The organism is Brachybacterium sp. p3-SID957, from assembly GCF_025144775.1.
GTDB lineage: Bacteria > Actinomycetota > Actinomycetes > Actinomycetales > Dermabacteraceae > Brachybacterium > Brachybacterium epidermidis.
Genome location: NZ_JALXKT010000011.1, coordinates 16114 through 42606, shown reverse-complemented (window position 1 = coordinate 42606; position 26493 = coordinate 16114). Strand labels below are relative to the sequence as shown.

The 26493-nt window shown below is 71.5% G+C and carries 19 protein-coding genes; 14 read left to right on the top strand and 5 right to left on the bottom strand.

Translation table 11 applies throughout. The annotated features are described in order from the left end of the window. Positions 1 to 12: 12 nt before the first annotated feature. Positions 13 to 1596, bottom strand: coding sequence for an RNB domain-containing ribonuclease (locus M3B01_RS04060; protein ID WP_259789597.1), 1584 nt, complete (start codon positions 1594 to 1596; stop codon positions 13 to 15). A gap of 65 nt (positions 1597 to 1661) precedes the next feature. Here M3B01_RS04060 and M3B01_RS04055 point away from each other — a divergent pair, with 65 nt between their 5' ends. The 6 genes from M3B01_RS04055 to M3B01_RS04030 all read left to right on the top strand — a co-directional run bounded on the left by M3B01_RS04055 (position 1662) and on the right by M3B01_RS04030 (position 11600). Further along, positions 1662 to 2456, top strand: a complete 795-nt coding sequence (locus M3B01_RS04055; protein ID WP_259789596.1) for an ABC transporter ATP-binding protein — start codon at positions 1662 to 1664, stop codon at positions 2454 to 2456. Next, positions 2416 to 3288, top strand: coding sequence for a TrmH family RNA methyltransferase (locus tag M3B01_RS04050; RefSeq protein WP_396123333.1), 873 nt, complete (start codon positions 2416 to 2418; stop codon positions 3286 to 3288). Before M3B01_RS04055 ends, M3B01_RS04050 begins: the two co-directional genes overlap by 41 nt. 640 nt (positions 3289 to 3928) lie before the next feature. Next, a complete protein-coding gene (locus tag M3B01_RS04045) occupies positions 3929 to 5377 on the top strand; it encodes an HNH endonuclease signature motif containing protein (protein WP_259789594.1) in 1449 nt (482 codons plus the stop codon). 191 nt (positions 5378 to 5568) lie between these two features. Continuing rightward, a complete protein-coding gene (locus M3B01_RS04040; RefSeq protein ID WP_259789592.1) occupies positions 5569 to 6405 on the top strand; it encodes a hypothetical protein in 837 nt (278 codons plus the stop codon). Further along, positions 6405 to 8108 carry a DNA polymerase Y family protein gene (locus tag M3B01_RS04035; protein WP_259789591.1) on the top strand — a complete coding sequence of 568 codons (1704 nt, stop codon included), beginning with the start codon at positions 6405 to 6407 and terminating at the stop codon, positions 8106 to 8108. The genes M3B01_RS04040 and M3B01_RS04035 overlap by 1 nt, the downstream gene beginning before the upstream one ends. A 51-nt stretch (positions 8109 to 8159) precedes the next feature. Continuing rightward, on the top strand, positions 8160 to 11600 hold the full coding sequence (locus M3B01_RS04030) for an error-prone DNA polymerase (protein ID WP_259789590.1): 3441 nt from the start codon (positions 8160 to 8162) through the stop codon (positions 11598 to 11600). A 36-nt stretch (positions 11601 to 11636) separates the two neighbouring features. Here the strand turns inward: M3B01_RS04030 and M3B01_RS14615 are convergent, their stop codons facing one another. Then, positions 11637 to 14549 (bottom strand): YhgE/Pip domain-containing protein, encoded by a 2913-nt coding sequence (locus M3B01_RS14615; RefSeq protein ID WP_311203195.1) that lies wholly within the window; start codon positions 14547 to 14549, stop codon positions 11637 to 11639. Next, positions 14546 to 17308 carry an MMPL family transporter gene (locus M3B01_RS04015; RefSeq protein ID WP_259789589.1) on the bottom strand — a complete coding sequence of 921 codons (2763 nt, stop codon included), beginning with the start codon at positions 17306 to 17308 and terminating at the stop codon, positions 14546 to 14548. The genes M3B01_RS14615 and M3B01_RS04015 overlap by 4 nt, the downstream gene beginning before the upstream one ends. A 219-nt stretch (positions 17309 to 17527) precedes the next feature. Here M3B01_RS04015 and M3B01_RS04010 point away from each other — a divergent pair, with 219 nt between their 5' ends. The 6 genes from M3B01_RS04010 (at position 17528) to M3B01_RS03985 (ending at position 23013) form a co-directional block, all read left to right on the top strand. Continuing rightward, on the top strand, positions 17528 to 18181 hold the full coding sequence (locus tag M3B01_RS04010) for a TetR/AcrR family transcriptional regulator (protein ID WP_259789588.1): 654 nt from the start codon (positions 17528 to 17530) through the stop codon (positions 18179 to 18181). 106 nt (positions 18182 to 18287) lie between these two features. Then, complete coding sequence (locus tag M3B01_RS04005) at positions 18288 to 19139, top strand: GH25 family lysozyme (RefSeq protein ID WP_259789587.1); 852 nt, start codon at positions 18288 to 18290, stop codon at positions 19137 to 19139. A gap of 39 nt (positions 19140 to 19178) precedes the next feature. Further along, positions 19179 to 19961 carry a queuosine precursor transporter gene (locus M3B01_RS04000; RefSeq protein ID WP_259789586.1) on the top strand — a complete coding sequence of 261 codons (783 nt, stop codon included), beginning with the start codon at positions 19179 to 19181 and terminating at the stop codon, positions 19959 to 19961. Between the two features lie 191 nt (positions 19962 to 20152). Continuing rightward, the gene (locus M3B01_RS03995) at positions 20153 to 21091 is read left to right on the top strand and encodes a CPBP family intramembrane glutamic endopeptidase (RefSeq protein WP_259789585.1); all 939 of its coding nucleotides are present in this window, start codon (positions 20153 to 20155) and stop codon (positions 21089 to 21091) included. Between the two features lie 104 nt (positions 21092 to 21195). Then, positions 21196 to 22578, top strand: coding sequence for a multidrug effflux MFS transporter (locus M3B01_RS03990; protein WP_259789584.1), 1383 nt, complete (start codon positions 21196 to 21198; stop codon positions 22576 to 22578). A gap of 9 nt (positions 22579 to 22587) precedes the next feature. Then, positions 22588 to 23013: a VOC family protein gene (locus M3B01_RS03985; protein ID WP_259789582.1), complete on the top strand. Its 426-nt coding sequence runs from the start codon at positions 22588 to 22590 to the stop codon at positions 23011 to 23013. Between the two features lie 39 nt (positions 23014 to 23052). Here M3B01_RS03985 and M3B01_RS03980 read toward each other — a convergent pair whose 3' ends face one another. Together M3B01_RS03980 and M3B01_RS03975 are read right to left on the bottom strand one after the other, a co-directional pair. After that, positions 23053 to 23817 carry a hypothetical protein gene (locus tag M3B01_RS03980; protein WP_259789579.1) on the bottom strand — a complete coding sequence of 255 codons (765 nt, stop codon included), beginning with the start codon at positions 23815 to 23817 and terminating at the stop codon, positions 23053 to 23055. Positions 23818 to 23920: 103 nt separating this feature from the next. Continuing rightward, entirely contained in the window at positions 23921 to 24529 is a 609-nt protein-coding gene (locus M3B01_RS03975) for an HAD-IA family hydrolase (protein ID WP_259789577.1), read from the bottom strand. 46 nt (positions 24530 to 24575) lie between these two features. Here M3B01_RS03975 and M3B01_RS03970 point away from each other — a divergent pair, with 46 nt between their 5' ends. Continuing rightward, positions 24576 to 25379, top strand: a complete 804-nt coding sequence (locus tag M3B01_RS03970) for a TSUP family transporter (protein WP_259789576.1) — start codon at positions 24576 to 24578, stop codon at positions 25377 to 25379. A gap of 112 nt (positions 25380 to 25491) precedes the next feature. Next, positions 25492 to 26484, top strand: a complete 993-nt coding sequence (locus M3B01_RS03965) for a PAC2 family protein (RefSeq protein WP_259789575.1) — start codon at positions 25492 to 25494, stop codon at positions 26482 to 26484. Positions 26485 to 26493 lie beyond the last annotated feature (9 nt).

Here is a 26493-nt window from a genome sequence, read left to right as displayed (position 1 = left end):
GAGCGGTGTCCGTCAGGAGCTCTGGGCAGTGGTGGCGTCGGCCGTGCCGGGGGTGCCGGCCGCATCCGCTCCGGCGGGGCCCGCCGGCACGAAGTGGGCCTTCCCCTTCCGGGGGTCCACCGACTCCAGACACACCCGGACCACCTGTCCGGCTTCGGCGTCCATCGGCACCCAGGCCGTGACCGGCGGGTCGATCAGCTGCACCTCCACCCGGGTGGGGGCACCACCGTTGCCGTTCTTCCCCTCGGAGGCCTCGCGACGCTCGATCACACTGGCGTCGAACTCCTCTCCCACCCAGGCCTCGAGGGCCGCCGTCTCGACCAGTTCGATCGCCCGACGCTCCAGCTCCCCGGCCTTCGTGGCGGTGGACCGCATCGCCTCGGGGATCTTCTCCAGCGCGGCCAGCAGGGCAGGATCCGGGGACTGCCCGCGGGCATGGGCGTGGCACACCAGCAGCACGAAGCGGTCCACCAGGCGCCGCAGCGGAGCGGTGGCGTGGGCGTAGGGAGCGGCGATGGCGGCCTGCGCCGGATCCTCGGGCAGCTCCTCCGGTCTGGTGAACGCGGCGTAGGAGGCACCGCGGAACAGGGAGGTGGCTTGGTTCAGCAGGGCCAGGTGGGCGGCATCGCGCCAGTCCAGGGAGCGCAGGAAGTCGCCGTAGGCCACGTTCTCCTCCCAGGGGGTGCCCAGCACCTGGGTCTGCCTCCGGAAGCGGGCGATGGCCTGGGGCTCGGCAGGCGGCATGGTGCGCAGGATCCCCGCGCCGCCGTCGATCATGAGCTGGGCGGCAGCCATCCCGGTCATCAGCGAGATCTGAGCGTTGGCCTCCTCGATCGCGTTGAGGTCGCGCCAGGTCAGGCGCACGTGGTCGCCCTCGGCCTCGACCTCCTGCTCAGGCACATTGAGGCTCGCACCGCCGCGCTCGGCCTCCTGCCGCAGGCGCAGGTCCCCGATCTCCTGCAGCAGCTGCATCGTGGGGTGGCCCTGCCCGGAATCGAGCTGCTGCTGCACAGTGTCGTAGTCGAGCTTCGCGACCGAGCGCACCGTCGCGCGCTCGAGATCCACAGAGGTGACGATTCCGGCCGCGTCCAACTCGAAGGTCCACACGAACGCGGGCGTGTCCTGCTCCGGCAGCAGCGACGCCACGCCCTCGGAGAGCACCTCCGGGTGCAGGGGGATCCGGCGATCCGGCAGATACACGGTGGCACCGCGACGGCGGGCCTCCGCGTCCAGGGCGCTGCCCAGCTCGACGAACAGGGGGACATCCGCGATGGCGTAGAGCACCCGGTAGCCGGTATCGGTGCGCTCGAGGTGCATCGCCTGGTCCAGGTCCGTGGAGGATTCTGGGTCCAGGGTCACGAAGGGGATGTCGGTGCGATCGGAGCGATCGATGTCGGTCTGGCCGCTGCCGGCACCGGCCCCCGCGGACGTGCCCGCCCTGCTCGCTGCGCGCTCCGCCTCGGCCAGCACCTCGGCGGGGAACTCGAGGGGCACCTGCTCCCGGTACTCCTCCAGCAGGGCGTCGATGCCCTGGGAGATCACATCGGCGGCGACGGAGCCGCGCGGGGCGTGGAGCGAGACGGGACGGTGCAGCACGGTGGGCTCCTGCTGGCTCTTGGGCGGGGACGGCTCGGTCAGTCTAGGGGCGATAGGCTCGGCCCATGGCCCTTGCAGCAGCTTCCCTGAACGACGTCGTGGTCCGCCGCAGCGGGCGCGCCATCCTCGATTCCGTCGACCTGACCATCTCCGAAGGCGACCGCTGGGCGGTGCTGGGCCCCAACGGTGCCGGCAAGTCCACCCTGATGCACCTGCTGGCGGCGCGCCTGCATCCCACCAGCGGCACCGTGGACCTGTTCGGCGAGCGGCTGGGCCGCACCGACATCTTTGAGCTGCGCCCCCTGATCGGCCTGGCCAGCCAGGAGCTCGCCGAGACCGTCCCGGTCGAGGAGAAGGTGCTGGACGTCGTGGTCACCGCCGGGTACGGCATCGTGGGGCGCTGGCGTGAGCAGTACGACGAGATGGACCTCGACCGCGCCCGGGTGCTGCTGGACGCCTTCGGCGTGGCCGACAAGGCCGACCGCATGTTCGGCACTCTGTCCACCGGTGAGCGCAAGCGCGTGCTGTCGGCCCGCGCCCTGATGACCGACCCGGAGCTGCTGCTGCTGGACGAGCCGGCCGCCGGGCTGGACCTGGGCGGCCGCGAGGAGCTGGTGCGCACCCTGAGCCAGCTCGCGAAGGACCCGGCCACCCCCGTGACGGTGCTGGTCACCCATCACGTCGAGGAGATCCCGCCGGGCTACACGCACGCCCTTCTGCTGCGTCACGGCGGCGTGGTCGCGGCGGGCCCCATTGGCGAGACGATCACCTCGCAGAACCTCACCCGGACCTTTGGGCTGCCCCTGGTGGTGGACCGCCATGGCGAGCGGTTCAGCGCGCGCTCGGTCACCCTGTCCTGAGGTGGAGCCTCAGATCCGCCGGATCGGGGTCGACGACGCCGCCGACCCGGCGCTGGACGACTACCTGCGGATGACCGACGTGCGGCTGCGGTCGCGCATCGAGGTGGAGCGCGGTCTGTTCATGGCCGAGAGCTTCGAGGTGATCTCCCGGGCGATGGATGCCGGCATGCAGCCGCGTTCCTTCCTGATGAGCGAGAAGTGGCTGGAGAAGTTCGCGCCGCTCACCTCCCGGTTCCCCGAGGCGCCGGTGCTGGTGGGCGAGGAGGCACTGCTGGAGCGGATCACCGGCTTCCACCTGCACCGCGGTGCGCTGGCTGCCATGCACCGGCCTGAGCTCCCGCCGGTGGCCGCGGTGCTGGAGGGGGCCCGCACCGTCGCGGTGCTGGAGGACATCGTCGATCACACGAACGTGGGGGCCATGTTCCGCTCGGCCGCGGCTCTGGGGGTGGATGCCGTGCTGGTGACGCCGCGCTGTGCGGACCCGCTGTACCGGCGCTCGATCCGCGTGTCGATGGGCACCGTGTTCCAGGTGCCGTGGACGCGCCTGCGCGAATGGCCGGCCGATGCCGATCGGCTGCGCGAGGCGGGCTTCGACGTGCTGGCCCTGGCGCTCACCGATGAGGCGCGGGCGCTCGACGTGGTGGACCTGGGGCCGGACCGCAAGGTCGCGTTCGTGCTGGGCACCGAGGGGCACGGCCTCACCCCTGCGACCCTGCGCGCCGTCCCCGACCATGTGGTGATCCCGATGGCCGGGGGAGTGGACTCGCTGAACGTGGCCGCCGCGAGTGCGGTCGTCTTCTGGCAGCGACGGGCGATGCTGGGGGCCGGCTGAGCCGTGCAGCTGGGGGATTGTCCACCGGGATATCCCCATTCCGCTGTTCACGCGATGTGCGCAGGGTGTTCGGGACCAGGTTTTTCACAGCCGGTGTTCGGGGTGGTTTCGGGTTCCTCCCCACCGGGTGGTTGTCCACAATTCGAAGGACGGTACGGTTCCGGGTGCCGCCTATCACCGGTGGAGCATTGCTGCGGTCTGACCATTAGGTTCTGTAGGGCGGGGGCGCGTCCTGGCGGCTGGCCCGCATGGGCGGCGTCGGGATGCTCTGGGTGTTCGAGGTTCCTCCCCATTCATGTGTTCTCCACATTTGTGTCCCCATTTGTTGTGTGCCATTGATGTGTCGGTGGCGGCCCCTAGGATCGAATCAACGAACGGGTCGTAACAGGCTGCCGGCCAAAGGGGGTGTGTGATGGGGGAGCTGGATGATGGCGCGCGCCATCGGCCGGAGCGTCCCCGCCCGCTGCCTGGAAGCCGCGAGATCGTGCGCTCCCAGAAGGAACGCGGCGATCAGGGGGCGGCACGCATGAGTGCGGGCCCTGCCGCGCCTGCCACGCCCGCGACTGTCGAGCCGTCGGCAGCCCCGCCACCGGCGGCTCCCCCGTCACCGTCGTCGGCGGGAGGCTCACCGCGCCCCCCGGTGGCACCACCGGGTGGAGATCTGGATGACCCGATCCTGGGGGATCTGCTGGTCGATACGGGCCTGCAGGAACTGCTCACCGCTGGCGTCGCCGAGTCCCAGCGCCTGGCGGTCGAGTACCGGCGTCTGGCCGGGTTCTGGCGCCAGCTGGAGCTCCCGCAGGGCGGTGACCCTTCCGGGGCCGATGAGTACGAGGCCGAGACCCTCGCCGTCGCTCTGGCCCTGCGCTGCACTCGCGCCACTGCCTACCACCGCATCAACGATGCCCACCGTGCCCTCACCGCTTTCCCGGGCTATTTCGCCCGGCTCGCATCCGGGGAGTTCCCCTGCGAGTGGTTCCAGCGCCTGCTGCGCCGCACCCGTCACCTGACAGCCACGGACCTGACCGCCCTCGACCAGAGCATCGCCACCTGGCCGCTGGGGCAGTTGACGGTGGAGCAGTATCGACGCCGACTCTCCCACGCCCTCACCCGCATCACCGCACAGCGACAGACCCCGGCCCAGCACACCCCCGAAGGACGACGCCGCGTGGACCTGCTGCCGGTGGGGGAGGGCGGGATCGGCTGCCTCCAGGTGATCGGCCCGATCCCCGAGATCCTCACCCTGGCCCAGCGCCTGGACGCCTCCGCCCGCGCCATCCAGCACACCCAGCGCCACGCCCTGGAGGCCGGGGAGCCCCCGCCCCTGGATCCCGACGGCACGGTCACCACCCACGGCAAGCCCCTGTCCCTGGCCCGGTTGCGCTACGAACTGCTCACCGGCGCGAGCCTGGACACCGACGGCGTGAAGATCCCGCGGCAGCGGTTCCGTCTCGCCGTCACCGTCCCGGCCCTGACCCTGCTCGGCGCATCCGAGGAACCCGGCACCCTGGATGGCACCATCCCCATCCCCGCCGTCATGGCCAGAGAGCTCGCCGGGCAGTGCGAGACCTGGCACCGTGTTCTCACCGACCCCGCCACCGGCGCGTTCCTGCCCCTGCCCGCCAAGACCTACCGCCCCACCACACGGATGCTCGAGCACCTGCGGCTGCGGCACGCCACCTGCGCGGTCCCCGGCTGCACGAGGCCCTCCTCCTGGGCCACCGAGTGCGACCACATCCAGGAGTACGACCACACCGACCCCACCCGCGGTGGGCTCACCGAGATCGACAACCTGCACCTGCTGTGCTGGATGCACCACCGCCTCAAGACCACAGGCCTCATCGACCCTGCCCGCCACACCACCACCCCCCGCAGGCCCGGGGTGACCGCATGGGAGATCCACGCCCGCGCGAAGATCGCCGTCCAGGACGACACCGACCTGGCCACCCCCACCACCGTCGCCGAGCTCACCACCGCGTGGCAGACCTTCGAACGCGACCGCGAACAACGCGCACTGCGCGCCCACCACAACCAGCCCACCACCCCCGACCAGCAACGTCCACCCCCGCCGGAGGACCCACCGTTCTGACAGGTTCGTGCTTTGCGGATCCTCGTCTGTCATACCCCTCCGTCACGCTTCGTACAACTGTTCGAAGCTATGACCTGCTTCCCTTGAGGACCATCGCCCACCGGCGTAGAGTTCGAACGCATATTCGATATATGCGTGTCGATCGGATGGCGGTACGACGATCCCACGGGAGGCGGAACGGAGGTGGATCCATGACTGCGGTGACCCGCGAGAGTCCCGTCCAGCAGGAGCGTCTGGCACAGGCGCGTGCCGTGCTCACCGCGGCCGAGCGCAGCGCCGCCCGCTGGGGCGGGAGGATCGACCGCACCGCCCTGCGCCCCGTTCCTGCCCCGGGGTCCGCTCCCGGATCAACTCCCGAGACAGGGATGCCCGAGGGGGATGACGGCACAGGCGCCCACCTGCCCGTCCCGGAGCCGCTGGCCGATCTGTTCCCCGGAGCCGGTGTGCGTGCTGGCAGCTCCATCGCGGTCCAGGGCACAGCTCCCACCTCGCTGCTGCTGGCCCTCGCAGTCGCTGCCGCAGGGGAGGACTCCTGGTGCGCCGTCGCTGGGATGCCGGATCTCGGGCTGCGCTCCGCGCTGGATGCTGGGCTGGACCCCTGCCGCCTCGCCCTCGCCCCCGCAGAAGGGGAACAGCGCCCGCAGGTGCTCTCCGCCCTCGCCGACGGGGTGGGCGTGCTGGTGCTCGGCCCCGAGCTGGAGCTCGCCCCGGCCCTGTGGCGCAACCTGCTGGGCAGGGCCCGCGCCACCGACACCCTGGTGCTGGCCGCCCGTCCGCCAGGCACCGCCGACATCACCCTGCACACCACCACCCTCGGCTGGACCGGACTGGGGAAGGGATCGGGGCGCCTGCGCAAGCGCCGCCTCCACGTCACCTCCAGCGGCCGGGGCATCGCCGGGCAACGGGAGGTCCAGGTGCTGCTGCCGCAGGTGGTCGGCCGGATCGAGCACGGCGCCGCTGCGACGCACCCCGTCGTCGTGCACGCCGCCCCACGCCCCGCCCTGCACCCCGTGCGGAGGGCCGGCTGATGAGCAGCACCGATACCCGCACCGCCACCCGCATCGCTGCCGTGATCGTGCCGGACTGGCCGCTGGTAGCGGCCCTGGACCGCCACCAGCGCCGCACCGACTCCCCACCCGTGGACCTCGCCCTCGACCCGGTGATCCTGGTGGACCAGCACCGCGTCACCCACGCCGGCACCGCCGCCCAGCGGGCGGGAGCGCTGCCCGGCATGCGGCGTCGTGCCGCCCGCGCCGCCTGTCCGGACGCCCTGGTGCTGGAGGGCGACCGCGAGAGCGAATCTGCACTGTTCGAACTGGTGGCCGCCGCGGTGGACACCGTCGCCGCCGGAGTGGACGTGCTGCGCCCCGGCACCCTGCTGATGGCCGCCCGCGGCCCCGCTCGCCACCACGGCGGCGAGCCGGTGCTCGCCGAGCGCATCATCGACGCCGTCGCCGACCTCACCGGCTGGGACTGCTCCGTGGGCATCGCCGACGGTCCCTTCGCGGCCCTGCTCGCCGCCCGCACCGGCAGGATCGTCCACCCCGGCCGCTCCGGGGACTACCTCGCCCCGCACCCGATCGGAGCCCTCCGCGACGCCCCCGTCGGCCCCGGCTGGGGGCACCGCGGCCAGCCCACCGCCACCCGGGCCGACCGGACCGAGCGCCGACTGGACCTGCCCGAGACCGTCGACCTGCTGCAGCGCCTGGGCATCGCCACCCTGGGGGACCTGGCCGCCCTGCCCGCAGCCTCGGTGGCCGATCGCTTCGGCCCCGACGTGGCCACCCTGCACCTGCTGTCCGCAGGCCGGGAGCCCGCGCCGCCCGCCGCGCACCACCCCGCCCAGCCGATCCTGGCCGAGACCGCTCTTGACCCGCCCCTGGTGCGCACCGATCAGGCCGCCTTCGTGGCTCGTCCGCTGGCCGAGCAGCTGCACTCGATGCTGGTGGAGCGGGGCCTGGTGTGCACCCGGCTGCGGATCGTGGCGCGCACCGAGAGCGGCGAGGAGATGGAGCGCACCTGGCGGCACGACGGTGCGCTCACCGTGGCCGACGTCGTGGACCGCATCCGCTGGCAGTGCGACGGCTGGATCACCCGCTCCCGCCTGGGCGGTCCCGCCACCGGGGCGATCGTACGGATCGGCCTGCACCCCCTGCAGCTGGAGCCGGCCTCCCGGAACGCTCCCGCCCTGTGGGGCAGTGCCGGTGAGGCCGCGCAGCGGGCCTCCCGTGCCTTCGCCCGTGCCCAGGGCCTGGCCGGGGAGGACGCCGTGCAGGTGCCGGTGCTGGTGGGGGGGCGCCTGCTGGCCGAGGAGGTGCAGCTGGTGCCGTGGCGCACCGAGAAGCCTCCCCGCCGGGTGGGCCCCTGGCCGGGGTCCCTGCCGCGGCCCGTGCCGGCCACGGTGTTCCGCACCCCGCCCCCGGTACAGCTGCAGGATGCGCACGGCGATCCCGTGGTGGTCACCGCCCGTGGGCTGCTCAGTGCGCCCCCGGCCCGCCTGCTGGTCACCGCTCCCGGCACTCCCGCCCTGCAGCGGATCGGGCTGCGGGCGGGCAGCACCCACCCCGTGCTCACGCACGGTTCCCCCACGGTGATCGACGAGCGCTGGTGGACCACGGGCGGCAACCGTGCGGCGCGCCTGCAGCTGGTGCTCGCCGCCGCGGGGGAGGAGGCCGCGGTGCTGGCCCTGTCCCGCACCGGTGAATGGTTCCTGGAGGGCGTCTATGACTGAGGCGATCCACAGCAAGTGGGTCCGTCCGAGCACCGTGGCACGAGGCATCTGATGGCCCGCTGGTTCCTGGGCCCACCCGCGTGGAAGGACCTCGAGGCGATCCTCTCGGACCGCCCCGCCCACCTGGTCTCCCCGCCGATCACCGTGGAGCACACCGGCAGGCGCAGGCCCGAGCCGCCCCCGCAGGCCCGCTCCACGCACCGCGTGGACTACGCCGAGCTGCACGCCCACTCCCACTTCAGCTTCCTCGACGGTGCCTCCAGCCCCGAGGAGATGGTCGAGCAGGCCGCCTCCCTGGGACTGAGCGCCCTGGCGCTGGTGGACCACGACGGGCTGCCCGGGGCGGTGCGCTTCGCGCGTGCAGCCCGTGAGAAGGGCCTTTCCACCGTGTTCGGTGCCGAGCTGACCCTGGGACTGGAACCCGGCCATGCGCAGGCCGGCACCACTCCCGTGATCTCCCCGCCGCGCACCGGGGTGCCCGATCCGGACGGCGAGCACCTGCTGGTGCTGGTGCGCGACGAGACCGGCTACCGGGAGCTGTCCGCCGCGATCGCCGGCGCCCACCTCGACAGCGGCCAGAAGGGCGTTCCCCGCTACCGCCTGGCCGAGCTGTCCCGCATCTCCCACCAGGGCCACTGGCAGATCCTCACCGGCTGCCGCAAGGGATCGGTGACCCGGGCCGCCACCGCGCACCTGGCGCGCGGCGATCTCGACGGGGCCGCCCACGCCGCGGCCGACGCCATCGCCCGCCTCATCGACCTGTTCGGTCCCGGCAACGTCGCCGTGGAGCTGGTGGCCGGCGGGGGAGGAGCGGCCGACGAGCTGCACGACGCCCTCGCACAGGGCGCCCGCCTGGTGCGCGAGAGCCACGGCCTGGACCAGGTCACCCTGCCCCTGGTCGCCTCCACCAACGCCCACTACGCCGAGCCCTCCGCCAAGCGCCTGGCCGACACCCATGCCGCCCTGCGCGCCGGGGTGCCGCTGGCCCAGGCCGATCCGTACCTCTCGGACCGTCTCGCCCACCTGCGCAGCGGCCAGGAGCTCGCGCAGCTGCTGCCGCGCTACCCGCAGGCCGTGCAGACCGCAGCCCGCCTGGGTCGGGACTGCGCCCTGGACCTGCGCCTGCTGGCCCCGGACCTGCCTCCCTCCCCGGTGCCCGCCGGTCACGACGAGGCCAGCTGGCTGGTGGAGCTGGTGGAGATCGAGGGGCGGGAGCGGTACGGGCCACGGCCGGGTGCCGGACGCCCCGAGCGGGTCCCCGGGGCATGGGCGCAGATCGACCACGAGCTGAGGGTCATCACCGAGCTGCACTTCCCCGGCTACTTCCTGATCGTCCACGACATCGTGGCGTTCTGCCGTCGCGAGGGGATCCTGTGCCAGGGGCGCGGCTCGGCCGCGAACTCCGCGGTCTGCTACGCGCTGGGGATCACCGCCGTCGAGCCCGTCGGCCACCAGCTGCTGTTCGAACGGTTCCTGGCCCCGGAGCGGGACGGCCCGCCGGACATCGACATCGACATCGCCGCCGACCGCCGCGAGGAGGTCATCCAGTACGTCTACCAGCGCTACGGCCGGGAGAACGCCGCTCAGGTCGCCAACGTCATCACCTACCGCGCCAAGCTCGCGGTGCGCGACGCCGCCCGGGCGCTCGGCTACGACCCCGGTGCGCAGGACGCCTTCTCCAAGCGCATCGAGCGCTCCTTCTCCTCCCTCGCCCAGGCGGGGATCCCCGAGGACGTGGTGCAGCTCGCCCAGCAGCTGCGGGACGCCCCCCGCCACCTGGGCATCCACTCCGGGGGGATGGTGCTGTGCGACCGGCCCGTGATCGAGGTGTGCCCCGTGCAGTGGGCGGCGATGGCCGACCGCAGCGTGCTGCAGTGGGACAAGGACGACTGCGCGGATGCGGGCCTGGTGAAGTTCGACCTGCTGGGGCTGGGGATGCTCACCGCGCTGGACCACGCGCTGGTGCTGATCGCCGAGCACCACGGGCAGTCCTTCGAGCTGCGCACCCTGCCGCAGGAGGACCCAGCGGTGTACGACATGCTGTGCGCCGGGGACAGCGTGGGCGTGTTCCAGGTGGAGTCGCGCGCCCAGATCTCCACCCTGCCGCGGCTGAGGCCCCGCGAGTTCTACGACCTGGTGGTCGAGGTGGCGCTGATCCGGCCCGGCCCCATTCAGGGCGGCTCCGTGCACCCCTACATCCGCCGCCGCAACGGGGAGGAACCGGTCACCTTCATCCACCCGCTGCTGGAGAAGTCCCTGGGCCGCACCCTGGGTGTGCCTCTGTTCCAGGAGCAGCTGATGCAGATGGTGGTGGACGTCGCTGACTTCACCCCCGCCCAGGCCGACCAGCTGCGCCGTGCCATGGGCTCCAAGCGCTCCACGCAGAAGATGCTGGAGCTGTCCGACGCCCTGTTCACCGGGATGGCCCGCCACGGCATCACCGGCGAGGACGCCGAGGCGGTGCACCGCAAGCTGCTGGCCTTCGCCAACTACGGCTTCCCCGAGTCGCACGCCTATTCCTTCGCGTACCTGGTGTACGCGAGCTCCTACCTGAAGTGCCACTACCCGGCGGCGTTCACCGCCGCCCTGCTGCGCGCCCAGCCGATGGGCTTCTACTCCCCGCAGTCGCTGGTCGCGGATGCCCGCCGGCACGGCGTGCTCACGCGGGGGCCCGACGTGCTGCGCAGCAGGGCCCGCACCGACCTGGAGACCGACGACGAGCACCACGGCTACACGGTGCCCACCGATGACCCCGGCCCGCAGGTGCAGGACCAGGCGGCACGACGCGGACCGGCGATCCGCCTGGGGCTGGACCAGGTGCGCTCGATCACCACCGACACCGCGGAGCGGATCGTCGTCGAACGCGAGCGCGGCGGCCCCTTCGCCTCCGTCCCGGAGCTGGCCCGACGAGTGGGGCTGAGTGCGAGACAGCTGGAGGCGCTGGCCACCGCGGGGGCGCTGGACACCCTGGCCGGCTCACGCCGGCAGGCGCTGTGGGCCGCCGGTGCCGCCGCCCAGGAGTCCCCGCACACCTTGCCGGGCCTCGCTGTGGGCGCCCGTGCCCCGATGCTGCCGGGCATGAGCGATGCCGAGCTCGCTTCGGCCGACGCCTGGGCCACCGGCATCACCCTCGATGACCACCCGATGGTGCTGGTCCGCGAGCATCTGGGTGCCGAGGGGGTGCGGGCGATCGGTGAGTGCCGGGACGTGGAGGACGGCAGCCGGGTGCGGGTGGGAGGCGTGATCACCCACCGTCAGCGACCCCAGACCGCCAGCGGCATCACCTTCCTCAGCCTCGAGGACGAGACCGGGATCCTGAACGTGGTGTGCTCGGCGGGCTTCTGGTCCCGCCACCGGGTGCTGCTGCGCACCTCCCGGGCGGTCGTGCTGCGCGGGATCGTGGAGAACCGCACCGGTGCCGTCAACCTGGTGGCCGACGACGTCGAGCATCTCGAGCTGACCGCCGCCGGCACCTCCCGGGACTTCCGGTGAGGGCCGGCGGCAGGACCGCTCGGAGAGAAGGCCGGCTCAGGCCGCGGCGGGGACCATGCCGGTCGCGGCAGGTGCCCGGTCGAAGCGCCGCGAGCTGCGGGCACCGCGGGCGGCCACCAGGGTCACCACCAGTGCCACCAGCGCCCACACCAGGATCGATCCCAGCACACTCCACAGCGAGGTCACCGCGCCGCCCAGCGCCGCATGCACCAGGCCCTGGGAGACGATCGTCAGCGGCATCAGCGAGCTGACCGACTGCAGCAGCGGGGGAGCGGTCTGCACCGGGACGATCCCCACCAGCGCCACGGCCTGCAGCACCAGCAGCAGCACTGAGACGATCCGGCCGATGCGGTTGCCCAGCACCGTCAGCAGCGCCTGATGCAGCGCCGCGAACATGACCGCCCCGGCCAGTGCCACCACACCCACGCCCAGGGGCGACACCGGATTCACGCCGGTCGCCGTGATCACGGCCAGCACCGCCACGGCCTGCACCACGGCGATCACGGCGGCCGGGGCCAGGGAGCGCAGCGCCACCTGCCACATCGGCAGGGCACGGTCCAGCAGCCGGCCGGACAGCGCCGGCAGCAGCAGGAAGGAGGCGAACGCACCCAGCCACAGGGCCAGCGCCACCACGAACGGGAAGGTGGCCGTGGAGGCACCGGCGGCCTCGTTGTGCCGCTCGCTGACCGAAGTGATCGGCTCAGCGCCCATCTCGGCCATCCGCTGCCGCTCGGACTCGGTGTAGGTGGGCACCTCGTCGGCGCCCTCCCGCAGTCCAGTGGCGAGCTCATCGGTGCCGTCGGCCAACTGGCCCGAGCCATCGGCCAGCTGCCCGGTGCCATCGGCCAGCTCGTCGGTGCCGTAGGCAAGCTGCCCCACGCCGTTGGCGAGCTCATCGCTGCCCTGGGCGAACTCGCGGGTGCCGTCGGCCAGCTGCTCACTGCCATCGGCGAGCGCCCCGGCGCCATCGGCACTGGCGCGGGTGCCGTCGGCGAGCTGACCGGCCCCGTCGGCGAGCTCGCCTGCGCCGTCGGCGCTGGCGCGGGTGCCGTCGGAGAGCTGATGCAGGCCGGTGGAGAGCTCGCCTGCACCGCCGGCGCTGGCGCGGGTGCCGTCGGAGAGCTGACGCAGGCCGGCAGAGAGCTCGCCTGCACCGTCGGCGCTGGCACGGGCACCGTAGGCGAGGTCGCGGGCGCCGTCGGAGAAGTCGCTGACACCATCGGCGTAGGTGTGCAGCCCATCGGCGAACTCGCCCACGCCGTCCACCAGCAGGGGAGCGGCGTCAGCACTGGCCCGAGCACCCTCGGCGAGCTGCCGGGCCGGAGTGATCAGGCCGGGGTTCTCGGCGGTCCCATCGCCGCTGAAGGCGGCATCGACGCCACCGGCCAGCTGCTCGATGCCATCGGCGACGCCGCCCGCGCCGTCCGCGACGCCACGGGCGCCGGCCACCAGGCCGGGGTTCTGCTCGGAGCCGTCTCCGTTGAGACCGTCGTCGATCCCCTGGACGTAGGCGAGATTGCCCTCGGCCTGCTCGCACAGCGTCTGCGCCTGCACATCGGCCCGGTCCTCCTGCGCGGCGGCGCAGGCCTGGTCGCGCAGGGACGTGGCCAGGCCCAGCATGCCCGGGTTCAGGGCCGTGCCGTCACCGGCGATGCCGTCGCGCAGCTCCTCGGCGCCGTCGGCCACCAGGGCGGCGCCGTCGGCGACGCCGCGGCTGCCGGCCACCAGGCCGGGGTTCTCCTCGCTGCCATCACCGTTCAGGCCGACGCTCAGGCCGTCGTAGGCGCTCTGCACGCCCTCGGCGTACTGCTCCAGCCCGGTGGCCAGCTGATCGGCGCCGGCCACCAGGCCCGGGTTCTCCGCGGTGCCGTCCCCTTCCACACCGCTGCGCAGGGCATCGATGCCGTCCAGCAGGCCCGGCTGGTCCGCGTTACCGGTGAGGCCGCCCTCCAGGGCTTCGGCCCCATCGGCCAGCTGCTCGGTGCCGGTGGCCAGCTCGTCCAGGCCCGAGGCCAGGTCGCTGCTGCCACCGGCGGCGTCGTCCGCTCCGGTGGCGAGCTGGTCCAGGCCCCCGGCGAGGTCGTCGGCGCCGGTCGCGGCATCCGAGGTGCCATCGGCCACCTGGTCCAGTCCGTCGGCGAGGTCGCGACTGCCGCCGGCGAGGCCGTCGGTGCCGTCCGCCAGCTCGCCCAAGCCGTCGGCCAGGCTGCGCGTGCCATCGGCGGTGCCGCGGGTGCCGTCGGCGAGCCCCCAGGCACCGTCGGCCAGGTCCCGGCTGCCGTCGGCCGCCTCACCGGCGCCGCCGGCCAGCTCCCTGGTGCCATCGGCGGTCTGCTGCAGGCCGTCGTCGAGATCGGCGGTGCCGTCCGCGAGCTCCTCCGCACCGTCGGCGGCTTCGTCGAACCCGGCGTGCAGGTCGTTGAAGCCCAGGTAGATACCGTCGAGGTACTGGCGGGCCATCTCCCCGCCCATGGTCGAGGCGGAGGCCTGCGCGACGGCGGTGCCCACCAGAGCATTGAGCTGGCCGCTGGCGTCGTTGGTGGTGACGTGGAGCTGGGCCTGGACAGCCTCGGGCGTGCCCAGGGTGCCCACCTTGGCCGAGAAGTCCTCGGGGATCGTCACCACCGCGGCGTAGGTGCCGTCGCGCAGGCCCTGGCGGGCATCGGAGGCATCGGTGAGGCGCCAGTCGAAGCCGGTCATCTCCGGAGCGTCCTGCCCGGTGACGGTGTCGGGCTGGGTGAGGGCTCCGGCCAGCAGGCGGCCGAACGGCACCAGCTGCTCCTCGCCGTCGACCTCCATGGTGGTGCCCTCATCGAGGTTCACCACGGCGGCGGGCACCTCGTCGATGCGGTCCACGCGACCGCTGAGCGCCCACATGCCGACGGCCGCCACCAGCAGGGGCAGCAGAAGCACGACGATCAGAGTGCGGGGATGGCGAAGGCGGTTCATACCAGGGCTCCTTCAGGGGCGGGGGAGCGGTGCAGGGCAAGTGCGGTTAGACGGGTGGGGTCCTGCAGGGAGGCGCGCAGATGGCGCTCGGCGTCCAGGGCCCGCTCGCTGCGGGATCCCACCACTACGGTCACGCCCCGTTCCAGCAGCGCATCGAGCTGCGCGACGGTGCGGTCACCGCTGACGGTGGCGGCGTGGTCGAGGTCCTCGATCTGCTCGATGACGACCATGCGGCGGGCAAGGTCGCGGCCGGTGACGTCCTCCAGGCGGGAGGAGACGTCGGCCCCGGTGGGGATCCAGTGGGTGCGGGCCTGGATCACGCCGGTGTCCTGGGGGAGAAGCCGGTCATTCAGGGCGACCACACCCTCGGTGGGCTTGATGCGCCCGCCGATCAGCGACAGCAGCGCGGCGCGGGCCGCGTCGTCGGTGCTGCGCACCACCAGCAGGGTGCCCGGGGCGATGGATCCGCTCAGCGGGCCCAGCGGCTCACCGCCGTCCGGTGTGGGCACCACCGCGCCGTCCAGGCGCAGGGAGGCCCTCCCGTTGTGCTCGGTCCAGTCGCGATGCTCGAGGACGTGCTCGAGGCCCTCGCCCTCGACGTCGACGGTGGGCAGCAGGCGATCCAGCCATCCCGGCAGTGACCAAGCACGAGGACCCAGCAGGGCGAGCACGGCGGGCACCAGGGTCATGCGCACCACGAAGGCATCCACCAGCACTCCCACGGCCAGGCCCACCGCGATGGGCTGCAGCATGAACCAGCCGGAGGTGATGAAGCCGGTGAAGACCACCACCATGATCAGGGCAGCGGCTGTGACCACGGGGGCGCTGCCGGTGAAGCCCCTCTCGATGGCACCCCTCGCATCGCCGGTGCGCACGAACTCCTCGCGCATGCGGGAGACCAGGAACACCTCGTAGTCCATGGCCAGGCCGAACAGCACACCCATCACGAAGATCGGCATGAACGCCACCACGGGGCCGTTGACGCTGACGAACAGCGGGCCGTTGAACCAGCCGTACTCGAAGACCATCGCGGTCACGCCGAAGGCGGCGCCCACGGAGAGCAGGTATCCCAGCGACGCCTTGATGGGGACCCAGACCGATCGGAACACCACCATCAGCAGGATCAGCGAGAGGCCGACGACGAAGATCGCGAACGGCAGCAGCGCCTTCGAGAGCATGTCGGTCACGTCGATGCCGACGGCGGTCGCACCGGTCACCGTGACCTCGGAGATGCTGAACTCCTCCTCCCAGGAGGGTCCGGCCTCGCGCAAGTCCTGGACCAGGTCCTTGGTGGACTGCTCGGTGGGGCCGCCCTCGGGGACCACGGCGATCACCGCGAGGTCCGCTCCCCGGTTGGGAGTGGCGATCTGGATCTCGCGCACGTCGGGGTGCGAGGCGATCTTCGTCTCGAGGGCCTCGACCACGCCCAGAGGATCGGTGGTGTTGATGATGTCGGCGGTGACCAGCAGGGGTCCGTTGTAACCGGGGCCGAACTCCTCGGCGATCAGGTCGTAGGTCTCGCGGGCGGGGGTGCCTGGCTGTTCGGTGCCCTGGTCGGGCAGGGCCAGCTCGAGATCCTTCAGCGGGACGGCCAGCGCTCCCACACCGATCACCACCAGCAGGATCGTCAGCGCGGGGACCTTGGTGACCAGGCGCACCCAGGTGGTGCCGAACGGCTTCCTGCGGGTGCCGGTGGAGGGATCCTCCTGCGGGAGCGTGCCGCCGTTGTCGGCCATCAGGCGTCGCACCTTCCGCGGCCGCAGTCGCTCCCCGAGGATGCCCATGATCGCCGGCAGCATCGTCACCGCGACCAGCACCGACAGCGCGACGGTGGCGGCGGCGGCGATGCCCATGATGGTGACGAAGGGGATGCGGGTGACGAACAGGCCCACCAGCGCGATGATCACGGCGATGCCGGCGAAAATGACGGCGCTGCCGGAGGTGGCCAGGGACGTGCCGATGGACTCGGAGACGTCGTCGCCGCGCTCGAGGTTGCCGCGGTGTCGGTGCAGGATGAACAGCGCGTAGTCGATGCCCACTGCGAGGCCCAGCATCGCCCCCAGGGCGGTGGTGACCGAGGGGATGTCAACACCGGCCGAGAGCGCGACCAGGGCAAGCATGGAGATGCCCACCCCGACCACGGCGGTGACGATCGGGATGATCGCGGGCAGGAACGAGCGGAAGATGATCGCCAGGATGATGAGGGCGGCGACGATGCCCAGGACCTCACCGATGCTGAAGGGGATCTCGGCGCTGGAGAGCACCTGACCGCCCAGGTGGGCCTCGAGCTGTGCGGTGTTCGCCGACTCCACGATCTCCAGCACCTCACTCGGCGCGGATGCGGGGAACTCACCGATCTGCCCGTCCATCTGGAACTGGGCGATCAGGGCGGTGTCGTCCTGGTTGCGGGTGCCGGGGGAGAGCTCGTCGAAGGGGGAGGGGGCCACCTCCACGCCCTCCACCTCGCCGATCGCCGTCATCGTCTCCTCGATCGGCCCCTGCAGTTCGTCCACCGTGGTGCCGTCGGTGGTGCGGAAGACCACCTGGCCGGAGGTGCCACCCATCTCGGGGAAGCGGGTGGCGAGGTTGTCGATGCCGGCCTGCCCCTCCGTGCCGGGGATCTCGAACTCGGTGGAGAAGGAGCCGTTCAGCCCGAAGGCGAGGGCGGCGACCGCGATCAGCAGAGCCGTCCACAGGGCGACGATCTTCCACCCGGCCGCTGCCATGGCGCGGCCGAGGCGGTACAGGGATGAGGACACACGGCCTCCAGGCGGGACGAGGCGGACGACGGGGGAGACGTGCACCGCGACGGGATCGGGCCTGGTCCCGCACTCGAGACGATCTCGAACTGGAAACAGCGGTGCACTCGATACACTAATGTATCAGTGGGGTGCTTTCGTGAAGCTGAGTGCTTGCCAAGGGCCGCCTCCAGAAGAGAGACCATCAGCACCCAGGCCCCTGCGCGCCGATGAGGACCCATGACCGATCTGTTCGAACCTCTCCCCGAATCCGCTGCCACGCGACGCAAGGAGAACACCCGTACGCGACTCGTGCGGGCGTCCCTGGACGTCTTCGTGGAGAAGGGGATCGACGGCGCCACCGTGGACGACCTGGTCACCGCCGCCGGATTCACCCGGGGCGCGTTCTACTCGAACTTCTCCACCAAGGAGGAGGTGTTCAGCGAGCTGTTCGCCTCGGTCACCGAAGAACTGCTGGGCATCATGCGCACCGCGGTCGAGGAAGCCATGAGCCTGCACGCCGAGGCGGGCGACGACCGGGTGATGGTGGCCGTGTTCGAGGCGATCCGCCCCTTCGGCCGCCAGTGGTACCTGCTGTACTCCGATGCGATCTCCCGCTCCCTGCGCGACGAGGAGCTGCGGGGCCGCCTCGCCGTCCAGCGCGAGCGCCTGCGGGACGAGATCGGCGACCTGCTGATGCGGGGCATGACCATGACGGGCGAGCGGCCGCTGCTGGCGCCGGAGGATCTGGCCCAGCTGCTGGTGGGGATCTTCGTGGACCTGATGCTCCGTGAGCAGATGGACGGCCGGGACGTCACCGAGCTGGCGGCCACCACCATCCTGGGCACCCTGCGGGCATTCGTGGTGCGCCAGGAGCAGACCGACACGCCCTGACGGCGGATCTCCCACGATCGCGCGATCCCAGCTCCTACGGTGAGGCACGGATGTGGCGAACCTCGCATCCCCCTTCCCCCGTCCTCCGCTTCCCCAGGAGAACCCCATGGCGGCCTATCGACCGCGCCATCTCGCGCCTGCCCGCACCCCGTCCCAGCCCCCGCTCCCGCCCGCCGGATCCTCCCGTCGCAGCCTGCTGCGCGGAGGGGCCCTCGGCATGGCCACCCTCGGTGTCGGCGCCTCCGGCGCGCTCGGGGCGGCCGCTCACGCCGCCCCCGCCGCGGCCGAACCTGCCGCTCCTGCAGCGGCCACCGGCATCCACGGGCAGGACGTCTCCGCCTGGCAGGGCCGCGTGGACTGGGCTGCCCAGCGCGAACTGGGCTCCCGCTTCGCGTACGTCAAGGCCACGGAGGGCCGCAGCTACCGCAGCCCCGACTTCGACCACCAGTACACCGGGGCCGGCGACGCCGGTCTGATGCGCGGCGGCTATCACTTCGCCCGGCCGGACTCCGGCGGCCCCGAGGAGCAGGTGGACTTCTTCCTGAACAACGGGGGCGGGTGGAGCGAGGACGGACGCACCCTGCCCGGCATGGTCGACCTGGAGGGCTACCGCGGCCTGCCGCGCGACTACGGACTGGGCCAGCAGGAGATGCGCGAGTGGATCTCCGCCTTCCTGGTGCGCTACCGGGACTCGGTGGGCCGCCGGCCCGTGGTCTACACCAACTACTACTGGTGGATGGACGTGGTGGGGGACTGGACACCCACCAACACGCCCCTGTTCCTGGCCGCCTACCGCGCCGAGCCGCCCGTGCTGCTGCCCGGCCGCTGGTGGGGCTGGGAGCTGTGGCAGTACTCCGACTCCGGTCCCTTCGCCGGTGACTCCAACCTCTGGCACGGCACCCAGGCCCAGTTCGAGAGCTTCGTCTGCGACGTCGACTACGACGCCCACGGCATCTGAGGTCAACTCCGCCGGGGCAGGGCTGTGTACCCTGCTCCGGTGACCTCACCGAACAGCACCCCCACCAGTCAGTACCCTGGAAGCCCGGTCGGCGCCGTCTACGCCGACCGGGGTTCCTCTCACTTCGACATCCTCCTTGCCGCCATGGTCACCGTGGTGATCCTCTCCGGCATCGGCGCCGCCAAGGGCGTCACCTTCGGCACCGTTCCCGGTACGGGCTTCGAGATCATCACCGACGGCGGCTTCTTCCTCTTCCCCCTCGCATACATCCTCGGCGACGTGATCACCGAGCTGTACGGCCCCCGCGCCGCCCGCCGCGCGATCATCACCTCCTTCACCGTGAGCGTCATCGCCACCCTCAGCTACCAGGTGATCATCGCCCTGCCCCCGTTCCCCGACGACTACGGCCTGGCCAAGCAGGACGCCCTCGAACTGGCCCTGGGCCCGGTGTGGATCGTGGTGGTGGCGGGACTGGCCGGGTTCGCCGCCGGTCAGTCCCTGAACTCCTTCCTGGTGGGCCGGATGAAGCAGCGCTCGGGGGAGCGCGGGCTGATCGGCCGCCTGTTCACCGCCAGCGGCCTGGGCGAGCTGGTGGACACCGTCATCTTCTGCACCATCGCCGCGGCCGCCATCGGCATCACCACCGTGGAGCAATGGGCCCAGTACACCCTGCTGGGATTCCTGTACAAGGTGCTCGTGCAGTACGCCGCCATCCCCGTCACCGCCGCCGTGATCCGCTGGCTCAAGCGCACCGACCCCACCTACCAGGCGCGACTGTCCCGCCTCGCGGATCGCGCCACCGCGGACCCGACCAAGGTCTGATCACCACCGGAGGGCGAGCGCCCCAGGTGGGGTCGACCATGGACGCACGGCGGCACCGAACGGTCGCACCGATCCCCGATCATGGATCCATGACGCAGACTCCTCGCCCCCCGGCACCAGGACCATCGGCCCCGCACGGCCTCCCCGCCCCGCAGGGTCCTGCCACGTGGCACGGGACCTACGGATCATCGATGCCGCCGCAGGCGTCCTCCCCGCGACCGCCTGCGGTGGACCACGCTCGCCCCTTCGGTGCGCATGTGCGGATGAGCTGGTGGAAGCCCCTGGTGATCATCCCCGTGCTGCTGGTGCTGATGCTCGTGCTGCAGATCATCGTCGGCACCATCGTGATGCTCATCGAGATGGTGGTGACCGGTGTGCAGCCCCCGGTGGATGGCAGCGCGCCTCTGTCGCCGTGGATGATGCTGGCCGCGAACCTGAGCATCGCCGTGATGGCGCCGGTCGCGATGCTGCTGATGCGCTGGATCGGCAAGGTGCCCGTGCGCGAGCAGTTCCGCATCGGCCGGCGCGCCTCCTGGGGCCGACTGGGTCTGTACACCGGTGTGTTCCTGGTGCTGTTGCTGGTGGTCAACGGGATCATGGTCGCCGTGGACCCCAGCATGGTGCAGAGCATCGGCCTGAGCGCCGGGGTGATCCTGCTGATCGCGATCACCCTGCTGACCACCCCGCTGCAGGCCGCCGCCGAGGAGGTCATGTTCCGCGGCGCGATCATGCCCGCGATCGGCTCCTGGATCCGGCCGGCGAAGGCCGCCGTGGTGGTGGCTCTGATCGGCTCGAGCCTCGTCTTCGGCATCATGCACGCCTCGATCGACCCGTGGCTGCTCTCCTACTACGTTCTGTTCGGGGTGTGCACGGGCCTGATGGCGATCATCAGCCGCGGGCTGGAGGCGCCGATCGCCTTCCACGTTGTCAACAACGTCGTGATGATGGTGCTGTCGGCCCTCGGGTCCGACGACGGGCACATCGCGATCGACCGCTCCGTGGGCATGGGCGGCCCCTTCATGCTCGTGTACATCGGGATGGACCTGGTGGCTGTGGCCCTGGTGTGGCTGTTCGAACGTCGCCGTCGCGCAGCCGAGGTGCACGAAGGAGTAGCGCAGCCCACTGCCTGAGCGCTTCTGGTGGTTCCCGCCTGTCCCTAGGATGGTGCGGTCGAGCCGGGCGGGATCCTTGCGATCCTGCTCGGCTCGCCCGTTTCCCCCTCGAAAGGACGCCCGTGGCTTCCCCCGCCCGCGATCACCATCACGACCAGCCCGCGCAGGCCCCCGCGGTCGACGAACCGGCACCCACCACCGGCCCCGTGCCCAGCACCACCGGGTCGTTGCCCACCATCACCGGTGCCATCCCGGTGCTGGAGGACCAGGCCGATCGCGACATCGCCCATCTGCCCGACGAGCAGGAGCTGACGCGCACCCGCGCGAAGGTCACGGTGATGGTGATCGTCGTGCTCACCACCCTCAGCGCCATCGGGCCGCTGGCCACTGACATGTACATCCCGGCCTTCCCGCAGGTGGCCTCGGACCTGGCCACCAGCGCCGCCAGCCTGCAGTTCACACTGACGGCGTTCTTCGTGGGCACCGCGAGCGGCCAGGTGGTGGCCGGGCCGCTCTCGGACCGCATCGGCCGGCGCGCCCCGCTGCTGATCGGGATCGTGCTGTGCCTGCTCGCGTCGATCGGCTGCGCCCTCGCTCCGAGTGTGGAAGTGCTGCTGATCGTGCGGGTGCTGCAGGGCATCGGCGGCGGCTTCGGGATGGTGCTGGGGCGTGCCGTACTGATCGACATGACCGACGGACCCGAACTGTTCCGCATCATGAACATCATGCAGGGCATCGGTGGCATCGCCCCGATCGTCGCCCCGCTGCTGGGCGGGCTGATCCTCATCGTCGGGCAGTGGCGGGAGATCTTCGTGGTGATCGCCGCGATGTCGCTGATCTCGCTGATCGGCACCCTCTTCCTGATCCCGGAGTCGCTGCCGCCGTCGCGCCGCCACGCGGGCGGGTTCCGGACCTTCCTGCGCAACGCGCGCACCCTGCTGAGAAGGCCCCTGTTCGTCGCCTACATGCTGGTCAACGCGTTCTCGGCCTTCGCGCTGATGGCGTATGTCTCCGCCTCCAGCTTCGTGGTCCAGGAGATGCTGGGCTACTCCTCCACCCAGTACTCGGTGAGTTTCGCGATCAACTCCACCGGCATGATGGCCGCCGCGTTCCTCTCGGCCCGGCTCACCCGCACCATCCACCCGCGCAGGCTGATGCGAGTGGCGCTGGCGGTGGTGAGCCTGGCGAGCTTCGCGCTGCTGATCGGGAGCCTGTTCTTCGACACCCCGGCGTGGATCGTGCTGCCGGCGTTCTTCTTCACGGTGGCGCCGCAGGGGATGATCTTCGGCAACGGCGCGGCAATGGCCTCGGAGCAGGCCCGGGAGTTCGCCGGCACCGGCTCGGCGATGCTGGGGCTGGGCTTCTCGTTCTCCGCCTCCCTCGCCGCGCCCCTGGTGGGACTGGCCGGCACGGACTCCTCGCTGCCGATGGCGATCGCGATGGTGGCGGGCTCGCTGATCTCCATCGCGTGCTTCGTGGTTGCCGGACGCACCGGGTCCGCCTAGTCTGGCGTGATGGTGACCACACCGCAGGGCCCGTTCCCGCGCATCCGCCAGACCGTGCTCGACGCCGTCGATTCCCGGGGCCTGGCGGAGTTCTACCGCCTCCTGTACGGGATGCAGTACCGGCCGGGGGATGAACCGCCCGCGGACGGCAGCCCGGATGACGACGGCTGGCTGGTGCTGAGCGGCGGGGGAGCGACCCTCGCCTTCCAGAAGGTGGAGCACCTCGAGCGCTCCACCTGGCCCGAAGACACGGTCCCGCAGCAGCTGCACCTGGACACCACCGTGCCGGATGTCGAGGAGCTTGAACGCCAGAAGGAGCGCGCCCTACAGCTCGGGGCCCGCATCATCCTGGACCGGACGGACGACCCGGAGGAGCCGCTGTACGTGTTCGCGGACCCCGAGGGACACCCGCTGTGCATCTTCGTGGGGGAGTAGCAGCCCGCCCTTCTGCTGGAACCCTCGGCGCTACCATGCTCATATGCCCCAGCTCACACCGCGGTGGTGCGTGCTCGATGGCTTCCTGACAGCCTGGTTCGACACGTGGTCACTGACGGCGTCGGCCGAACTGGCCGGGCGGTTCATGGCCCTATCCGGCTCCGCTTCGATCGACCTGCGGGGAAACGGGCTGCGGGTGCCGGCCCGAAGGACAACGAACTGGTGATCAGTCATGGGCGCTGAAATGGCGACGTGCGAACCGGTGATCCGGCCACTGAGCAAGGAGACCCAGGAGGCGTTCGCAGCCATGGTCGAACGCCACAACGGGATCTTCGGCGGGTGCCGCCCATGCAGCGGACGGCACCCGCTCGATGTATGAGAAGGCGGGTTTCCGAGTTCGTCCGCTCCACGGGCTGCTGCGCCTGAGGCCACCTCGGACACTACGCCGATAATGTACGTTATGTAAAGTACGTCGGGGGGCGGCCAGGACTGCTCCTCTCCCACAGCGCCCGCCAGCGCGTCGACGATCTTCTGGCGCGTCGGGCCACAGGATGTCCCGAGTGCCGCGGGTCGTGTGCCCTCAGGCTCCGCCGGAACCCGCTTGCTGGGATCGACGACGTCGTCCCCGTGGACGTTGCACGCAACGCCGGTCAGCAGAGCCGCCCAGAAGGGTGCGATCACATCCCGGTTCGCGGTGTCCAGGCCCGGCTCGCGCATCGTCGGGGCCGACGGATCCGCCTCCACACCCGCTTCCTCGGCGAGCTCGCTGATGCGGCGGGCCATGCGCAGGTCGCGCGTGATCACTCCCCTAGCAGCGACTGCCCTGTGATTGTCGTCATAGCAGAACGGTGCCACTGATCGCCGTGGTCCGGAAGGGGCTCCTGCCGGTGTCGATGGGCTCCAGCCCTCACACGGGCAGCTCGCTGAGCGACTCGATCCTCCGCATCCCCGGCGCCCCCAGGGGGATGCCGGGGGTGGTGAGCAGATAGGCGCGGATGCCGGCTGCCTCGGCGGCTTCCACATCGGCGGGCCGGTCCCCCACTGCGAGGCAGTCCTGTGCGGTCAGGTCGTTGCGCTCCAGCAGGGCTCGGTGCATCGCCGGATCGGGCTTGCGGGGGAAACCGTCCGGGGCGCACACCATGTCGTCGATCTCCAGGCCCAGGGACTCCACCAGCACCGTCGCGCTGTCGCGGTCGCGGTGGGTAGCCACCAGGTTCACGCCGCCGGCCGCGCGCACGGCATCCATGACCTCCAGCACGCCGTCCATGAGCGGCGGTGCCTGCCGCTCCCACCGGTCCTTCAGTGCGTTGTAGGCGGAGCGCAGCGTCTCTTCCGGCACGTCGTAGCGACCGGCCAGCGTGCTGATCGCGCGGGAGCTGGAGACCCTGGTCAGCCGGGCCACTTCCATCAGGGCGTCGTCGTCCACCTCAGCGTGGACTGCGGCCGCGAGGGCGCGGTCCACGTCCGGATAGGTGTCCACCAGCGTTCCACCCATGTCCCAGATCACCGAGGTCATGGCACCAGTGTGGCAGGCACCGTCGCCCGCGGTGTTCACTTGACGGGTGCCCCTGCTCGACCAGCTCACCCAGCTCACCGCCCTCACCCTGGTGCTGCTGATCGGTGCCGCGTTCCTCGCCGGCTGGGTGGATGCCGTCGTCGGCGGCGGCGGTCTCATCCAGTTGCCCGCCCTGCTGACCGGCCTGCCCGGGGACACCTCCACCGCCACAGTGCTGGGCACCAACAAGCTGGCCAGCGCCGCCGGTACCGCGGTCTCCGCGGCTACCTACGTGCGGCGCGTGATGCCCGTGGCCGCGACCGCGATCCCTCTGGTCCTGTGCGCGCTGGCCGGCAGCGCTGCAGGTGCGGCCCTGGCCTCGCTGATCCCCCGCGCCTGGATGTCCCCCATCGTGCTGGTGGCCCTCATCGGCGTGGGCACCTACACGCTGCTGCGACCCGCCATGGGGCTCGTCCACGAGCCCCGCCATCGGGGGCGCTCCCACGTGCTGCGGGCCAGTGCGATCGGCAGCCCCGTGGGGTTCTACGACGGGATCCTGGGGCCCGGCACCGGCAGCTTCTTCATCATCGCGATGGTGGTGGTGCTCGGTTACGGGTTCCTCGAAGCCAGCGTGCACGCCAAGCTCGCCAACCTCACCACCAACATCGGTGCCCTGCTGGTGTTCGGCCTGCAGGGCCAGGTGTGGTGGATCCTGGGAGCGGTGATGGCGCTGGCCAACATCACCGGCGGCTACCTCGGGGCACGCCTCGCGCTGAGGCTCGGATCACGGTTCGTCCGCGTGGTGTTCCTGATCGTGATCGCCGTGCTCGCCGCGCGCCTGGCGGTGGACTCCCTCGCTCTGCTGCAGTGACGCCCCCGCCGACGCGGGGGTTATCGCCGCCACGGAATAATCTGCCACCGCGGCTGGTTGGAACGGAGGTCATCCCCGCGCCCGCCCGGTGCACGCATCACAGGAGGCCCTGATGGATCCCACGAGCCTGTTCAGCTACGAGCGACACATCGACTCGCGCAGCCTGCAGGGCCGCACCCTGATGGTCACCCTCGGTGCCTTCAGCGACGCCGGCACCGCGCAGGCAGTGGTCGACGACCACCTGCTCAACTCCCTGCCCAGCCGCGTGGTGGGCAGGCTCGACATGGACCAGGTGTACGACTACGCCGGCCGCCGCCCCGAGGTCACGCTGGAGCTGGACCACTTCGAGGACTACGAGCGCCCCGAGATCCTGCTGCACGAGGTCACCGACATCGACGGCGAGCAGTTCTTCCTGCTCACCGGCCCCGAGCCCTCCTTCCAGTGGGAGCGCGTGGCCACCGCCCTGCGGATCGTCGTGGACCAGCTGGGCATCGAGCGCACCCTGCTGCTGCAGAGCTTCCCGGCACCGGTCCCCCACACCCGCGAGCTGCCGGTGACCCGCTTCGCCGGCAGCCCCGACTCCATCAGCGTGCGCCGAACCATGCCCGGCGCGTTCCGCCTGCGCGCGCCGTTCACCGCCCTGCTCACCATGCGCCTGGCCGATGCCGGTCATGAGGTGGTGGGCCTGGTGGCGCACGTCCCGCAGTACCTGCACGAGATCGGCTACCCCGACGCCGCGATGGCGCTGCTGCGCGCGGTGGGCGAGGAGGCCGGCCCCACCGTTCCCTACGGAGCGCTGGAGTCGCAGGCCGAGCCCGTGCGGCAGTCCATCGCCGCCCAGGTGGAGGCCGCCCCGCAGCTGCAGGAGATGGTGGCGAGCCTGGAGAAGCAGTTCGATCGGGCCATCACCGCCGGAGCCGGCGAGGAAGTCCCCACCGGTGAGGACCTGGCCGCCGAGTTCGAGCAGTACCTGGCCGGGCTCGACGAGTCCGGTGACGACCGGGACCGCGAGCAGCCGGAGCAACCCGGCCGGCCCACCGACGCCGACGACCGGCCCGATGACGAGCCGGGCGAAGACACCCCCGAGGGCCCGACCCCGGCCTGACCGGGGCCG

Excerpts from the sequence above, each read along its gene's own strand:
- M3B01_RS03985 (WP_259789582.1), top strand. The coding sequence starts at position 22,588 with ATGGTGACCACACCGCAGGGCCCGTTCCCGCGCATCCGCCAGACCGTG.
- M3B01_RS04055 (WP_259789596.1), top strand. The coding sequence starts at position 1,662 with ATGGCCCTTGCAGCAGCTTCCCTGAACGACGTCGTGGTCCGCCGCAGC.
- M3B01_RS04005 (WP_259789587.1), top strand. The coding sequence starts at position 18,288 with ATGGCGGCCTATCGACCGCGCCATCTCGCGCCTGCCCGCACCCCGTCC.
- M3B01_RS04050 (WP_396123333.1), top strand. The coding sequence starts at position 2,416 with ATGGCGAGCGGTTCAGCGCGCGCTCGGTCACCCTGTCCTGAGGTGGAG.
- M3B01_RS04040 (WP_259789592.1), top strand. The coding sequence starts at position 5,569 with ATGACTGCGGTGACCCGCGAGAGTCCCGTCCAGCAGGAGCGTCTGGCA.
- M3B01_RS04010 (WP_259789588.1), top strand. The coding sequence starts at position 17,528 with ATGACCGATCTGTTCGAACCTCTCCCCGAATCCGCTGCCACGCGACGC.
- M3B01_RS03965 (WP_259789575.1), top strand. The coding sequence starts at position 25,492 with ATGGATCCCACGAGCCTGTTCAGCTACGAGCGACACATCGACTCGCGC.
- M3B01_RS04035 (WP_259789591.1), top strand. The coding sequence starts at position 6,405 with ATGAGCAGCACCGATACCCGCACCGCCACCCGCATCGCTGCCGTGATC.
- M3B01_RS04030 (WP_259789590.1), top strand. The coding sequence starts at position 8,160 with ATGGCCCGCTGGTTCCTGGGCCCACCCGCGTGGAAGGACCTCGAGGCG.
- M3B01_RS14615 (WP_311203195.1), bottom strand. The coding sequence starts at position 14,549 with ATGAACCGCCTTCGCCATCCCCGCACTCTGATCGTCGTGCTTCTGCTG.
- M3B01_RS03995 (WP_259789585.1), top strand. The coding sequence starts at position 20,153 with ATGCCGCCGCAGGCGTCCTCCCCGCGACCGCCTGCGGTGGACCACGCT.
- M3B01_RS03975 (WP_259789577.1), bottom strand. The coding sequence starts at position 24,529 with ATGACCTCGGTGATCTGGGACATGGGTGGAACGCTGGTGGACACCTAT.